The sequence below is a fragment of the Pseudomonas sp. SJZ074 genome (assembly GCF_007828215.1).
Classification (GTDB): Bacteria; Pseudomonadota; Gammaproteobacteria; order Pseudomonadales; family Pseudomonadaceae; genus Aquipseudomonas.
On sequence record NZ_VIUE01000002.1, the window covers coordinates 324169 to 337557 of the forward strand.

The 13389-nt window shown below is 54.5% G+C and carries 16 protein-coding genes; 8 read left to right on the forward strand and 8 right to left on the reverse strand.

Going from position 1 to position 13389, the window contains the following annotated elements; all coding sequences use genetic code 11:
- Positions 1-155: 155 nt before the first annotated feature.
- On the forward strand, positions 156-1328 hold the full coding sequence (locus FBX99_RS03775) for a Bd3614 family nucleic acid deaminase (protein WP_144922360.1): 1173 nt from the start codon (positions 156-158) through the stop codon (positions 1326-1328).
- An 88-nt stretch (positions 1329-1416) separates the two neighbouring features.
- On the opposite strand, the gene FBX99_RS03780 is transcribed toward FBX99_RS03775, so the two are convergent.
- The gene (locus FBX99_RS03780; RefSeq protein ID WP_024777205.1) at positions 1417-1887 is read right to left on the reverse strand and encodes an Lrp/AsnC family transcriptional regulator; all 471 of its coding nucleotides are present in this window, start codon (positions 1885-1887) and stop codon (positions 1417-1419) included.
- A 124-nt stretch (positions 1888-2011) separates the two neighbouring features.
- Between FBX99_RS03780 and FBX99_RS03785 the strand changes: the two genes are divergently transcribed.
- Entirely contained in the window at positions 2012-3220 is a 1209-nt protein-coding gene (locus tag FBX99_RS03785) for a methionine gamma-lyase (protein ID WP_144922363.1), read from the forward strand.
- Between the two features lie 371 nt (positions 3221-3591).
- Positions 3592-4467: a 4-hydroxy-tetrahydrodipicolinate synthase gene (dapA, locus tag FBX99_RS03795; RefSeq protein ID WP_145130653.1), complete on the forward strand. Its 876-nt coding sequence runs from the start codon at positions 3592-3594 to the stop codon at positions 4465-4467.
- Positions 4468-4553: 86 nt separating this feature from the next.
- Here dapA and FBX99_RS03800 read toward each other — a convergent pair whose 3' ends face one another.
- Positions 4554-4778, reverse strand: coding sequence for a DUF2188 domain-containing protein (locus FBX99_RS03800; protein ID WP_144922372.1), 225 nt, complete (start codon positions 4776-4778; stop codon positions 4554-4556).
- 17 nt (positions 4779-4795) lie between these two features.
- Positions 4796-4954 carry a hypothetical protein gene (locus FBX99_RS28830; RefSeq protein ID WP_178111852.1) on the reverse strand — a complete coding sequence of 53 codons (159 nt, stop codon included), beginning with the start codon at positions 4952-4954 and terminating at the stop codon, positions 4796-4798.
- Positions 4955-5230: 276 nt separating this feature from the next.
- Between FBX99_RS28830 and FBX99_RS03805 the strand changes: the two genes are divergently transcribed.
- Complete coding sequence (locus tag FBX99_RS03805; RefSeq protein WP_145130655.1) at positions 5231-6514, forward strand: OprD family porin; 1284 nt, start codon at positions 5231-5233, stop codon at positions 6512-6514.
- On the opposite strand, the gene FBX99_RS03810 is transcribed toward FBX99_RS03805, so the two are convergent.
- Positions 6511-6708 (reverse strand): hypothetical protein, encoded by a 198-nt coding sequence (locus tag FBX99_RS03810; protein WP_144922377.1) that lies wholly within the window; start codon positions 6706-6708, stop codon positions 6511-6513. The genes FBX99_RS03805 and FBX99_RS03810 overlap by 4 nt on opposite strands.
- Before the next feature lie 2 nt (positions 6709-6710).
- Positions 6711-7757, reverse strand: a complete 1047-nt coding sequence (locus FBX99_RS03815) for a DNA-binding protein (RefSeq protein WP_145130657.1) — start codon at positions 7755-7757, stop codon at positions 6711-6713.
- 196 nt (positions 7758-7953) lie between these two features.
- On the opposite strand from FBX99_RS03815, the gene FBX99_RS03820 reads away from it, so the two are divergent.
- The gene (locus FBX99_RS03820) at positions 7954-8964 is read left to right on the forward strand and encodes a tyrosine-type recombinase/integrase (protein ID WP_145130659.1); all 1011 of its coding nucleotides are present in this window, start codon (positions 7954-7956) and stop codon (positions 8962-8964) included.
- Between the two features lie 100 nt (positions 8965-9064).
- Here FBX99_RS03820 and FBX99_RS03825 read toward each other — a convergent pair whose 3' ends face one another.
- From FBX99_RS03825 to FBX99_RS03835, 3 genes are all read right to left on the reverse strand, one after another.
- Positions 9065-9430 carry a DUF5329 domain-containing protein gene (locus FBX99_RS03825; RefSeq protein WP_144922386.1) on the reverse strand — a complete coding sequence of 122 codons (366 nt, stop codon included), beginning with the start codon at positions 9428-9430 and terminating at the stop codon, positions 9065-9067.
- A 126-nt stretch (positions 9431-9556) separates the two neighbouring features.
- Positions 9557-10237, reverse strand: a complete 681-nt coding sequence (locus FBX99_RS03830) for an HNH endonuclease (protein WP_144922389.1) — start codon at positions 10235-10237, stop codon at positions 9557-9559.
- Positions 10238-10538: 301 nt separating this feature from the next.
- Positions 10539-11330 carry a LuxR C-terminal-related transcriptional regulator gene (locus tag FBX99_RS03835; RefSeq protein WP_145130661.1) on the reverse strand — a complete coding sequence of 264 codons (792 nt, stop codon included), beginning with the start codon at positions 11328-11330 and terminating at the stop codon, positions 10539-10541.
- Positions 11331-11466: 136 nt separating this feature from the next.
- Between FBX99_RS03835 and FBX99_RS03840 the strand changes: the two genes are divergently transcribed.
- The 3 genes from FBX99_RS03840 to FBX99_RS03850 all read left to right on the forward strand — a co-directional run bounded on the left by FBX99_RS03840 (position 11467) and on the right by FBX99_RS03850 (position 13341).
- Complete coding sequence (locus tag FBX99_RS03840) at positions 11467-12570, forward strand: polyamine ABC transporter substrate-binding protein (protein WP_145130663.1); 1104 nt, start codon at positions 11467-11469, stop codon at positions 12568-12570.
- 95 nt (positions 12571-12665) lie between these two features.
- The gene (locus FBX99_RS03845) at positions 12666-12956 is read left to right on the forward strand and encodes a hypothetical protein (RefSeq protein WP_145130665.1); all 291 of its coding nucleotides are present in this window, start codon (positions 12666-12668) and stop codon (positions 12954-12956) included.
- Positions 12901-13341 (forward strand): c-type cytochrome, encoded by a 441-nt coding sequence (locus tag FBX99_RS03850; RefSeq protein ID WP_145130667.1) that lies wholly within the window; start codon positions 12901-12903, stop codon positions 13339-13341. Before FBX99_RS03845 ends, FBX99_RS03850 begins: the two co-directional genes overlap by 56 nt.
- The last annotated feature ends 48 nt before the right edge of the window (positions 13342-13389 follow it).

The following is a 13389-nucleotide window of genomic DNA, read 5'->3' on the forward strand; positions in this document are numbered from 1 at the left end:
CTCCTAACTGCAGGACCTCATGTCGAAGGAGTTTCAGTGATCGTGGTGCTGATGACGTCGAGCTGCCGGTCGTGGTCGGAGATCGCATCATCCAACGCAAAACGTTATAGCCATAAAGCTACACCTGGAGATGCAGAAATAGAAGGAGCTTGCCGATGAACTTGCAGGAATGGAAAAACTGGCTTGCATTATGTAAATTTTATTATCTGGGAACTGATCAGAATTTCGCCTGCAGCAAGGCAGAAGATCGCACAGCCTATAGAGTCATTCAACTTCACAAACTGAAATATTTTGAGATTCTTGCTGCTTTGGGGAGCGTGATAAGGCCTAACATGAGTACTGATCTGGACTTGCTGGTGCATGATGCCACCGCAAATCCCAACATCCCTCCTCTCCTGGGGTTGTACAATTTTGTAGGGCGAGTAGTTCTATTTGGGAAAACCTTGCACGTACAAACGTACGCCCCTGCATCGGAGGGGCACCTGAAGAGCAAGTTTTTTATTCCTTCGACAAAAACAGAAAATATCGTACAAGCGCTTCCTATTCCTACACATAAAAAGCTTGAAATCAATTCTTCTTTTTCAATGATGGATCTCGCCAGCACGGATGAGAGCTATGTAAATGTACCTCGCCTTTACATGTGCGCGGCTTTTGCACTTCTTCATAACCAGACTAAACTGGGCGGCAAACTGGGTGACTACAACGTAGCTGCGCTACTGGTGGCGAAAAATGGAGAAATCATAAGCTATGGTTTGAATAAATCCGGCACCAACAGGCTTTTTCATGCCGAGGTGTGCTGTCTATACAACTATTTTGTGAATTCTTCAGTCGAAATCCCGGACGACAGCCACTTATTCGTCACTTTAAAACCCTGCTTAATGTGCGCTAGCTTCTTGGCGCATTATGCAAAAAATGTCAGGGGATTCAAAATATATTATGCGCACACCGATCCAGGGGCAAACGAGACCTGCCTCGAAAGAGCGAATATGTTTGTAGAAAAGCTCGGAAACAACGGCGGCAAGCCATTGAAATTAATAAAAAAAGATTTTTCTAGCGGCAAAATTATCAAATACAGCGTGAGCGATCATCTAGACGCCAACATCAAAACAAAAATCATAACATCGCTTCGGAATTACAGTTGGCTGTACAAGAACTGTAATGACCTGCTTATAGCCAAGAAGGCAAAATACGATAGCGACTCATCATTAAAGCCGGTGGCAATGGCTTTAAAACAAATAAATGATTTCCTCGCCTTTTTGCAGATAGATAATTTCAACTCAAATTGGCATGATTTTTTGAACATTGATTGGGGCGATATGGATATCTGACCGGTAGTCAACAGGTGCGCAATTAGATCCGAACGGGCTGCTCAGATAACGCGCCCGCCCGGCCCGATAGACAAAGGTAATACCGCGCTCAGCCCAGCACCGGGATCACTCGCGAGGGCTTGACCGATTTGAACGAAAAACTTGAATAGATCTCTTTGACCGCCGGCAAGGTTTGCAGCACCTCTCGCGCAAATTCGCCGAAAGACTCCAGGTCTTTCGCCACCACTTCCAGTAGAAAATCGTAGCGTCCGGAAACGTTGTGACAGGCGACGATCTCCGGGATTTCCAATAGGCGCTGTTCGAAGGATCGGGCCATTTCCTGACTGTGGGACTCCATCATCACGCTGACAAATGCGGTGACGCCGTAGCCGAGCGCCTTTGGCGAAAGAATCGCCTGGTAGCCGGTAATCACTGCGTTTTCTTCGAGAATTTTCACCCGTCGCCAACACGGCGAAGTGGTCAGGGCCACATGTTCGGCCAGTTCGGCGATGGTCAGCCGGGCGTTGCCTTGCAGGGCCGCGAGTAGGGCCTTGTCGGTACGATCCAGTTCGCCGGGCATGTCTTGCCTCCAAATTGTGTTTTTCGGAGCGTTTATTCCAATTGATTGGTTATTTGTGGGCCAATTTGGAATTTTTCTTGTAGAGATTGAGCATAGCATTGTAGGAAACACAGGAGCGCTCAACATGAACAATAAAAAAAATGAACTGGGCTTTTCCACCCGCGCCATCCATCACGGCTATAACCCGCTGGACAACAACGGCGCACTGATCCCGCCGATCTACCTGACCTCCACCTTCGCCTTCCCTACCGTCGAGTACGGCGCCGGTTGTTTCGCCGGCGAAGAATCCGGGCATTTTTACACGCGGATCTCCAACCCCACATTGGCTCTGTTGGAGTCACGCATGGCGGCTTTGGAAAACGGCGAGGCGGCGGTGGCCTTCAGCTCCGGCATGGGAGCCATTGCCGCGACCTTTTGGACCCTGCTGCGCCCCGGTGACGAGATCATCCTCAACCGTACGTTGTACGGTTGCACCTTCGCCTTGCTGCACCACGGTATCGGCGAGTTTGGCGTCAAGGTGCGCCACGTTGACATGTCCAACCTGGCCGAACTGCGCGATGCCATCAGTCCTTCGACGCGCATGATCTACTTCGAATCCCCGGCCAATCCGAACATGCAGTTGGTCGACATCTGCGCGGTGGCTAAGATTGCCCACCATCACCGGAATGTCACCGTCGTGGTCGATAACACCTACTGCACTCCATACCTGCAACGTCCCTTGGAAATGGGTGCGGATGTCGTAGTGCATTCGGCCACCAAGTACCTCAGTGGCCATGGCGATATCACGGCCGGCATCGTGGTTACCAGTCATTCACTGGCGGACCGCATTCGCCTGCAAGGCCTCAAGGACCTGACCGGTGCGGTAATGTCGCCTCAGGACGCTTTTCTGCTGATGCGCGGGCTCAAGACCCTGTCACTGCGCATGGAGCGCCATTGCAGCAACGCCCAGGTGATCGCCGAGTACTTACAAGCGCACCCGGCCGTCGAATGGGTCACTTACCCCGGCCTGCCCTCCTTTGCTCAGTACGACCTGGCGTCGAGGCAGATGAAGTTGCCCGGGGGCATGATCGCCTTCGAACTCAAGGGCGGCCTGACCACCGGCCGGCGTTTCATGAACGCACTGGAGTTGTTCGCCCGCGCGGTCAGCCTGGGAGACGCCGAGTCCCTGGCCCAACATCCAGCCAGCATGACCCATTCCACCTACACGCCTGAAGAGCGTGTGCACCACGGGATTTCCGAGGGGTTGGTGCGTTTGTCGGTGGGCCTTGAAGACATCGCGGACCTGCTAGCCGACATCGCCCAAGCGCTGGATGCCTGTGCTCAAGGAGGTTGAACATGCCCCACCGCTTATCCCCCTCGTGGACTATCACGCCGTTGAGCATGGCGCCCCACCAAACTGCGTGATCAATTTTCCGCTGCATAGTTGACCAAGGCACCGCACCCTGTGCACTATCGAGCAGTTCCTCTTCGCAACGGATCAACCATGATTCTCACCACTGACCACATGCTGTTTGCCAAGGGCCTCTGCGCCCAGGCATGCGCATGCGTGTCCGTTGCCAAGAAATCCAAGAAACAGCCGCTCATTTGACCGGGGCGCTGTCCCGTCAGATGAGCTGACAGGACAGATAGCGCCAGGCCTCCTCCCCGCTTGATTCCCATCCCCTCCTCTGACGTCGACTAATCGGTCTGCCTGAGGAGTAATGCATGTCTAATTTTCGCGGTATCTGGGTTGCACTGGCCACGCCTTTTCATTCGGGACACGTCGACTTCGACGCGCTCGAAGGTTTGGTGAAAACGCTCCTTTCTGGAGGCGTGAGGGGGCTGGTCGTATGCGGCACCACTGGCGAAGCCGCAGCGATGAACAAGGATGAACGACTCGAGGTACTGGATGCAGTTCTGCAGATCGCTCGACCTGACCAGGTGATCATGGGGCTGTCGGCCAACAACCTGCAGGAAGCCCTGGCGTTCCAGCAAAAGATCCAGAGCCGTGACATTGCCGGCGTTCTGGTTCCGGCGCCCTACTACATCCGGCCTTCGCAGCAAGGCATCGAATCATTTTTCCAAACAGTCGCTGATGCCTCATCTGTCCCAGTAGTCCTTTACGACATCCCCTACCGAACGGGCGTGAGGATCGAACGAGAGACGCTGAGAAGGATCGTGCGCCACCCAAAAATCGCAGCGGTCAAGGACTGCGGTGGTGATGTCGAAACCACCATGGCCTTGATCAAGGACGGCAATGCAGAGATTCTGACCGGCGAGGATATCCAGATCTTCACAAACCTCGCCCTGGGCGGGGCCGGCGCCATTTCAGCCTCGGCACACATCCGTCCAGATCTGTATGTCCAGATGATGCAGGAGATGGATAGAGGCGATGTCATAGGCGCCCGGGCTACTTTTTACCGCCTCCTGCCTTGGATAAGGATGGCGTTCGCTGAGCCCAACCCGGCTGTCATCAAAGCAGCTCTGAGCATCCACGGCCTGATCAGCAACGAGCTTCGTGAGCCCATGCAAACTTGCTCATCAACGACGATGGAGCGACTCAGATCTGTGCTTTCAGGTTTGACCTGTCAAAGCGCATAGGTCGGGCGGCGATCTCATGGGTGTGGTGCTATGCCCAAGAACCACCACACCCTAAGCGTCGTTTCGACGAGATCTTCGAATTGGGGTCACCCCTTCGACCGCCTGGGGTCAGCGGAACGCGGATAGGTGCGTTCCTCCTCAATGGAGCCGTCGGCCCTGTGAATCTTCACCGAGGCAGTTTTGCCATCAAAGAAATCTGTCAGAGCGTTCATCAGCTCCTGCTTAGTGGCCGCTTTTTTAGAGGCACGCTCTGCGCCGGCTTTCTTAAGTTCCCAGCCATCCGCAGACGGGCTCAGGTGATAGTTGTCCATTGCCTTGCTCCTCACATTCAAATGGATTCTGCTTCGTCCTGAATATCTTCCTCCGCCTCGGCGGCATCAGTGGCGTCGGCATCGTTCAAGGGCGGTGACGTGGGCTTTTCCGGATCGTTTATGTAAGGCACGCGGCTAGGGCCGTGCTCTTCAAGTCCTTCAGTCTCAGGCTGCATGCTGGTTCTCCTTCTTCTTTGCGATAGTGATTGGAGGACAGCCGTTGCGAGGCGTTCAATGCCATACGAGTTTGCGCCAGCGTTAGCCGATGAGTCGTACCCACTCAGAATTAACAACGTTTAACTCACCAGCCAGAGCCCTGCGGCCAATAATCGGCCCCTCGTCACCGAACTGGCTCCAGCATGCGCACCGCAACTCAAGCACTGACCCCCCGCATCCTTTGCAGCAATAAAACTCGCGCCCAACAATGGCCACGATCCAGGCTCTGGTTATCCATGTTGCTAATCGGTACCTGCGGCACCGCCCTGGCTGCCGAGCCATCGGCACAAGGCTTTATGGACGGCTCAACCCTGGATGTGTTGAGCCGCAACTTCTTCCTGCAGAATGACTACCGATCCCCCTCCCCGGCGAACAAAAACTATAAGCAGGAGTGGGCTCAAGGTTTCATCGCCTCATTTGCCTCCGGTTTTACCCCCGGCAACGTCGGGTTTGGTATCGACGCCCATGGTTTTCTCGGTGTGAAACTGGATGGCGGCAGGGGGCATTCCGGTACGGGATTGCTGCCGCTGGATTCGGATGGCCGCAGTGAGAGCGACTTTTCCAGTGCCGGCGGTGCGTTGAAACTGCGTATGTCCCAAACCACCTTGGCCTACGGTGAGATGACCGTGGAAACACCGGTGTTCGACACCGCCGATAAACGCCTACAACCTGAATACGCCACGGGGTTTCTGCTCGACAGCCGGGAGTTCGACGACGTGCATTTGCAGGCCGGACGTTTCACCGCGTACAAGAATCAGGATGCCTCGACCCGCAGAGGGGATTTCACCGGTTATGGAGTGAGCACCGAGACCGGCAGCATCAGTTTCCTCGGTGCCCAATTGTTCGAGGATCAGCCGCTGGGCGGTGCTCTCTATGCATCCGAGCTGAGCGACACCTGGCGTCAGTACTACGCCAACCTGCATCTGAAGCAATCCGGGTTCTTTCTGGACGGCAACGTTTACCACACCCAGGATTACGGCGACGCCGAGGCCGGCGCAATTGATAACACCGCCTATAGCCTGTCTGGCAAATACACCGTCGGCGCCCAGGGATTCACTCTGGCTTATCAGAAGATCCATGGCGACATGCCCTTCGACTTTGTGGGCGGCGACTCGATCTACCTCGCCAACTCCATCAAATACGCCGATTTCAACGGTGCCGGCGAACGCTCGTGGCAGGCGCGCTACGACCTCAACCTGGGTGCTTTCGGCGTCCCCGGATTGAAATTCATGGCCCGCTACGTCACCGGCCGCGGCATCGATGGCACCCATGCCCCCCAAGGTGGGGCGTACAATCCATTTGACCCGGACGCCGGCCAGTTTGTCCCGCAACAAGGGGACGGCGGACGCCATTGGGAGCGGGATATCGATCTGCACTACACCGTGCAATCGGGGCCGGCCAAGGATTTGTCCATGCAGGTGTCCCATGTGACCCATCGGGCCAACAGCGCTCAGGGCGGGGATGACATCGACCGGGTTTACATCGTGGTCGAGTACCCCCTCAAGCTGGGACGTTTTTAACCGGTCTGCCTCCCGCTGACTTTGAATATCGTCCGGTGATCTCTGTTGCCGGCGGCATCCAGCTTCATGATCGGAATCAAAGGGCCAAATGACTCAAACCGGCCCATGAGGATTTGGGAAAGTCGCTGATGAGCGAATTTCCACGCTGACGAGCCTTCATCATGGCCCTGCGGATTTCCTGCGATCTGATTCATGCTTATCTCCTGGGTCGTTTCGAAGGCTTGGTGTGCGTCTCTGCCCCCGAGGAGGTATCGCTACCCTCCTCCGGGCTTGTCTCAACCTGCCGAAGTTGCTCATTCTCTTTCTGAAGCGAAGCGATCAGCGCCGTGGTTTCCCGCTCACGCAGCTCGGCTACAGCGGTGGCTTTGTGAAGCGCCTTTACCTCCTCATGCAGAGTCGAGATCTGTTCCATGAGGTGTTCAGTCACCCCAGCGGTCCTGGCCTCACCCTGGCGCAGCGCCGCAATTTGGGTGTTGAGCGACTGAACCAGGGCTTCCTGGGTATGCAGGGCCTTGGTTTGCTGCCTGGCTTCAGCGAGCAGGCGTTCATTGTCGCGATTCAGTCGGGTCAGGTCGTCCTGTTTTACGGCGATGGTTTCTCGCAGCTTGCGCTGTTCAACCTGCATCTCGTGCAGTTGAGCCTCGTGTTTGCGCTGATCCTGATGACGCTGCTCCTTCGCCGCCTCTCGATAGTGCTCGAGCGCCCCACGGGCCTGGACATGCTTTTCCTCCAGCGATTGGATGTGCTTGTCCTTTTCAGCAACCAGGGATTCCAGGTCGGTGCAGCGCTGGCTGAGGCGTGCGTTGCGCGTCAACTCAGCCTGGAGCGAGGACTGGGCGGTTGTGAGTTCCGCGTTCTGCGTGTCTATCGCGGCCTGTTGGGTAGCCAATTGTCGTTGAGCGGTAGCCAGCTCTGATCCGAGCTCGATGAGCTGGTTTTCCAACGCGGCCCGTTGCTGCTCAAAAGCCGCAGAGGCCTGGGAGATGACCTCCTGGCCCTCCTCCATCAGTTGATCCAGCAGCGTCTGCACCATGCCGTTGAGCGTTTCACTCATGCGCTCACGTGAGGTCACAGGCTCTGAATTGGATGGTTCAAGTTCTTTTAGATAGCGGGAAATCGTGGTTTTAGAACCCGTATTTCCAAGCTCGACGCGCACGGCGTCAATGCTGGGGTTGGCGCCCCTGGCGAGCAGCGCCTGACGTGCCTTTTGCACTACAGCCTTGTTGATCCCGCCTCGTGCCATAAAGCCTCCTATGATTTCGTACTGTATTACATGTCATGTAAATACATACTGGAATTGACGAACCTTACACCCTTTCATGTTGACTTTCTACAAGCCCATAATAGTGCTTTATGGCTTCTTGACTCGTCGCTACGCCCGGAACACCTCCCAGCGGCGTATGCAGATAGCAATGCTCCGATTTTGAAGGCGGCAAACAATGGAAAAGGCAGATCGATATCTCAGTGCCGGCACCCGAGAGAACACACGGAAAAGCTACCGGGCGGCGATCGAACACTTCGAAGTCACCTGGGGTGGATATCTGCCCACGACTGGCACAGGCGTGGTTCGGTACCTGGCGGAGTACGCTGACAAGCTCTCGATCAATACCCTGAAGCAGCGCCTGGCGGCCCTGGCCCAGTGGCACATCTCCCAGGGCTTCCCTGACCCGACCAAAACGCCTGACGTCCGCCAGATGATCAAAGGCATCAGGGTCGTGCACCCTGCACAGGTCAGACAGGCCGCCCCGCTGCTGCTGAAGCACCTGGAGCAAGCAGTCGCCTGGCTTGAAGGGCAAGCCACTGCCGCGCTTGAACGCGGAGACTACAAATCGCTGGTGCGTCATCGTCGTTCGGTGGCGATTATCTTGATCGGGTTCTGGCGTGGTTTTCGAGGCGATGAGTTGACCAGGCTGACGGTGGAGAACACGAAAGCCATCAGCGGTGAAGGGATTACCTTTTTCCTGCCCTACACCAAGGGCGACCGCCAGTATGAAGGAGCGACCTTCCAGACGCCGGCGCTCACCATGCTCTGTCCCGTGGAGGCCTACATCAACTGGATAACAGTTGCCGGGATTGCAAAGGGCCCGGTGTTCCAGCGAATTGATCGCTGGGGCAACCTGTCAGGCAAAGCCATGCAACCGCATAGCTTGATTCCCGTGTTGCGCCGCATTTTCAAAGAAGCAGGCTTGCCTGCGGAGCTGTACAGCAGTCACTCGATGCGGCGCGGCTTTGCGACCTGGGCATCTGCGAATGGTTGGGACATCAAGGGATTGATGGGATATGTGGGCTGGAAGGACATGAAATCGGCGTTGCGTTATGTGGATGCCAGCGTGTCCTTTGGCGGAATGGCTCTGCGCGCTGCCCAGCATGCGCCCGTGCTGGAGAAAAAAGGGGACGGCCGGCGATCCCCAAACGCAGACCTACCCGGCACGCTTCAAACACTCTTTTAGACAATGAAAAGCGTATCGAAGAGTCCCCGGCTCAATACGCTATTGTTGTTGAATAAAAGCAAGCAAGAACCAGAACCGCTATATTCGTCTTGAGGCAAAATCAATGAAGCTGCCGTTGTCTCTGTAGTTCCCGCTTGAGCCAGGTACTTGCAGGCTGTACGCCTTCTGGACATCGCACCTCATAGTCGCGACCACTCATGCTGCTTTTCGTGGCAGCAAGATCGATGAAGTCTTCTGCACTGTTCACCTTATTCTTGTCCTTCAGGTAATCCAGCTTTTTCTCCAGGTGCATACGAGCCTCGGACCCTGGGAACGCCTCTCCGTTACGCACGAATTGGCATTCACTGTGCTCGACAAAGTCCAGCAGACCCCTTATCTCTTGAGTGGCTTGAGGTGTGGTTTGAGCTTGGGCGTTGGTTACAATTGCGATAAGGCAAATACCCGTTGCCATCATCCACATCCGCATGATTTTTCCTCGTATTGGCACTGTTGCGATTCGCTCTTCGACAACAGAGGGCAAGAAGCCGGTTTTGGTAGAAATGGAGCCGGCGCCAGGGGTGCAGGCGGGATGGCTCCCGTGAGCATACACTGATTATTTAGCTGCCTTGCCTTGAACGTATTGGCGCAAAGCCTCCGTTCGATGCAGTGACTCCGATGTATGAGCGAGCCTGTGGCAATTCGCGCATAGCAACGCCAGATCCTGCGCTTTGGTTTTCCCTTTATGGTCTCCATGAGACAGCGGGACCTGGTGATGGCACTCAATGATCCGAAAGCCCGCCGCTCCGTAAAGCCCGTAGAAATCGACGCCACACGCCTCACACTCAAGTTTTTTCGTTTGAAAAAAACGCTCGTTCTTCAGCCGCAGAGAAACACCTTTGGCTCGCTCGCGCCGACGATGCTGGGTCATTTGTAAAGACCCTTCCGCATATTCCGAAGCGACCAGGCTTTCCATTGCTTTCAGGAATTTGGAATGAAGCGCAGACACTGCCTTCGATTGGACGGTTAAATGCGGTAAATCGGCTTGGTTGTAAAAATCAAAGTTCTGCAGGACATGCACGAAGACCTTGGAGGAGTCTTTATCCAATGGGGCCCGTCTCCAATCATCAGAGCAGACTTTCTCTGCCGGCCCATGGCCGACACACCGACTTGAATAGGGACAGGTGGACAAACACTCCAGATCACTCGGCGTGTGCCATCCCTCCTGCCCAGGCATCAGAGAATCCAGAATGCGTTGATCCTCCTCAGTAAAGCTCACGGCCTCTTGCACCAGCATTCAAATACTCCTTCAAGAACAAGCGATAAGAAGCTTTCGGCTGGCTCGGCCATTATGTGAGCAATCGTAAGGGTCACTTTTTCTGATGGCGGATGGAATACCGAAGAGCATGACGTTGGTGGCGGGCAGCACTGCTATGTGGGCGCTCTCGCCTACCACGACTGGCGCGGCGAACCCCGGACCCACGACGCCGCCCTGGCCCGCATCACGCAGCTCAACCGTACCCCGCTCACCCTTTACGACCAGCCGTTGTGGAGCATGGAGTCGTGCTTGAGGCCGAGTGACCGGCCAGGACGCAGGTTCAACTCGACGTAAGGGCATCCTGCTTCGACGTAAAGAACCGAGCGAACAGTTCTGACTGTGACTTGATATTCAGTTTCGAGTAGATGTTGCGACGGTGCACTTTTATCGTTTCGGCTGACAGAGAAAGTTTTCCCGCGACTTCCTTATTGGAAAACCCGCTCAACAATAATTTGAGCACATCATTTTCCCGCATCGTTAACGGTGCGCCAAGCGAGGTCGTTGTCTCCGGCCATGGGGCTTGTGCGGTAAATTCCTTCGCGACGTCGTCCTCGAAATTCATGCGCTGATGCATGAGTGCCGTCACCCACGGCTTGATAAGATCAAGTGTGGTTATCTGCTCCTGACTGAATCGGATATGACTTCCGAAAGAAACGCACAAGGTTCTTTCAGCGTCGAGCCTGACGTTGTATTGCGCCTCATCCACCGAAATATACTGTTCAAAGTACTGATGGTAATACTCGGTCTCGAGAAAGTGCTCAGGTGCGACATCCAGCATATGAAAGAAGCCGCTTTGAGGGTTTTCCCGATCTGCTATATAGAACGGGTCCAGCATGTACAGCCCCTTCACATAGCGATGGATAAACGCATCGACTTCTTCTGTGTCGGCCACTTCAGGAAGACTGACAACTTGCACTTGTTGATTGCTGAAAATCAATACGACCCAGTTGTCGACCTGCACATATTCATTCAACAAACGAACAAGTGAGCTCCAGAATTCTGGACGGTTCAACCGCATGATCAATTGTCCAATCGATCGATGCCAAGCCAGGCTATGGAGGTCGAGAGGCATTGTCTACCCCTTTTGGGTTAGGGATTCGTCGGGCGCGGCTAAGTATTCGTAGGTATTTACTATTCGTCAATGCCCGGTATATTCGCTACCGGGTTACGAGGACCATGAAGGCCCTCGTCTTGACAAGGATAGTTGTATGAGCAAGTCGCGTCTGCGCAGCATATTTTCAGCCTCGCTTCTTTGTATCGGGATAAGTAGCTCGGTGGGAGCTGTGGAACCCGGCCTGCACCTGTACAACTGGTTTGGGTTTATTGCCCCACAAACCCCGAAGGAGTTCGAGCAGGAAACCGGCACCCGCTTCCACATGGATGCGTTCGACAGCGCCGAAATCATGCAGAGCAAGGTGATGGCTGGGCGCACGGGATACGACGTGGTTGTCGCCACATCCAATGTCTTGCCAAGCCTGATCCAGGCTGGCGTGCTTGAGCCCCTGGATCGCAATCAGCTAAGCAACTTATCCCATATCGATCCGGACATCTTGTCTCAACTTGCCGTCAACGATCCTGGTAATCGTTATGCCGTACCCTATCTTTGGGGCACCACCGGCATTGGCTATGACGTCGATAAAGTCAAGGCCGCACTGGGCGATAACGCTCCGGTCGACAGCTGGGACCTGATATTCAAAGAAGAAAACATCAGTAAACTGAAGTCCTGTGGCGTGGCGATGCTGGATTCACCCAGCGAGATCATTTCGATTGCTTTGCATTATCTGGGGCTGCCGAGCAACAGCAAGAATCCGGATGACTACAAGAAGGCCCAGGCGCTGCTGTTGAAAATCCGTCCCTACGTCCTCTATTTCGACTCCTCCCGAATTGACGCCGACCTTGCCGATGGCAACATCTGTGCCGTAGTGGGATGGGCCAATGGTGCTCTTGCTGCGCAGGCCATCAACGAGAAAAACCAAACCGGGCGCAAGATTGCCTACAGCCTCCCGCGCGAGGGTGCGCTGGTCTGGTCGGAAAATCTGGTTTTGTTGAAAGATGCTCCCCATGCGAAAGAAGGCATGGCGTTTATCAATTACATGCTGCGCCCTGAAATCATCGCCAAGACTTCAAATCACACCCTGTATCCCAACGCTAACAAAGACGCCACTGAGTTTGTCGAGCAACATTTGCGCGACAACCCCTGGATTTATCCAGACAAGAAAACAGTTGCATCACTTGTCCCTCTAGAACCTTTGCCATTGGCCTTGGAACGAATTCGCACCCGCGTCTGGACCAAAGTGAAGAGCGGCATTTAATCCACTGTTTTTTGCCTGTCGTAATTAAAACTACATAGGGAAGGCAGTCCTCACTAAAGGGGGACTGTCATAGGGTCTTAGGAAGGGATAGGATCATGTGCCAAGGTGATTACCAAGCCTGCTTGAACTCGGACGAACGCAAAGCCTATAACGAGATTGAAGAACAAATCATTCATTGCACTCCCGAACAAGCCTGGGCGATGTACTCCATTTCGACTGGAGTGGTGCGTGTGAACATCTCCCAGGTAGTGCAAAAACTCATCATCGGCGGAAATAAGGCGTTGCTGATGGAGTTTCCCGAATTTGCCCCAGCCGAAAAGGACGTTCGTCATGCCATGGATCGTGATTCCGGCACAGGCCGGCAACATAGCGACCCTCACCCGTAAAATCGGCAATCACCTGGGCTTGCCGCTTTTGCTAGGGTGCTTATCACTCACTCAAACATCCCTAACCTTGGCGGACAACACTAACGGCAAAAATCTCTACCTCCAGAGATGCGCCCTGTGCCACGGGTCTGACATCAAAGGCACAGGACCCTTGGCTAACAGAAGCAATCCTCCTACCCCTGACCTGACCACCGCCGCGTTCAAGAAACGACTCAATGATTATCCCGGCGTAATCGTCTCATCGGTCATTCTCCGTCCTAATGGAAACCTGATTCCAAAGACCCTGCGAGAGAACGGTGTAAAACTGCCGCCCCACGCTTGGAGCGTTCAGGATCTGCGGGATTTGAATCAATACATGAGTGGTCTGATTTCAAAAAGTCGCTGATCTCACCAAGGCCCCCTCCTAAATGAGTTCGGACAAAACGACTTGTAT